Genomic DNA, 245 nt, shown 5'->3' on the forward strand with positions numbered 1-245 from the left:
TGACCGATAGTGAACTAGTACCGTGAGGGAAAGGCGAAAAGAACCCCGGAGAGGGGAGTGAAATAGATCCTGAAACCGTATGCGTACAAGCAGTGGGAGCAGACTTTGTTCTGTGACTGCGTACCTTTTGTATAATGGGTCAGCGACTTATTTTCAGTGGCAAGCTTAACCGAATAGGGGAGGCGTAGCGAAAGCGAGTCTTAATAGGGCGTCTAGTCGCTGGGAATAGACCCGAAACCGGGCGA

At 50.6% G+C, this 245-nt stretch carries 1 rRNA gene; it reads left to right on the top strand.

Annotated features, from left to right (window positions below):
* Positions 1-245 (top strand): 23S ribosomal RNA (locus tag SB751_RS34065); the annotation flags it as partial.

Origin of the sequence: Cupriavidus sp. SIMBA_020, assembly GCF_046535395.1 — a bacterium.
In the GTDB taxonomy this organism is placed as follows: Bacteria; Pseudomonadota; Gammaproteobacteria; order Burkholderiales; family Burkholderiaceae; genus Cupriavidus; species Cupriavidus campinensis.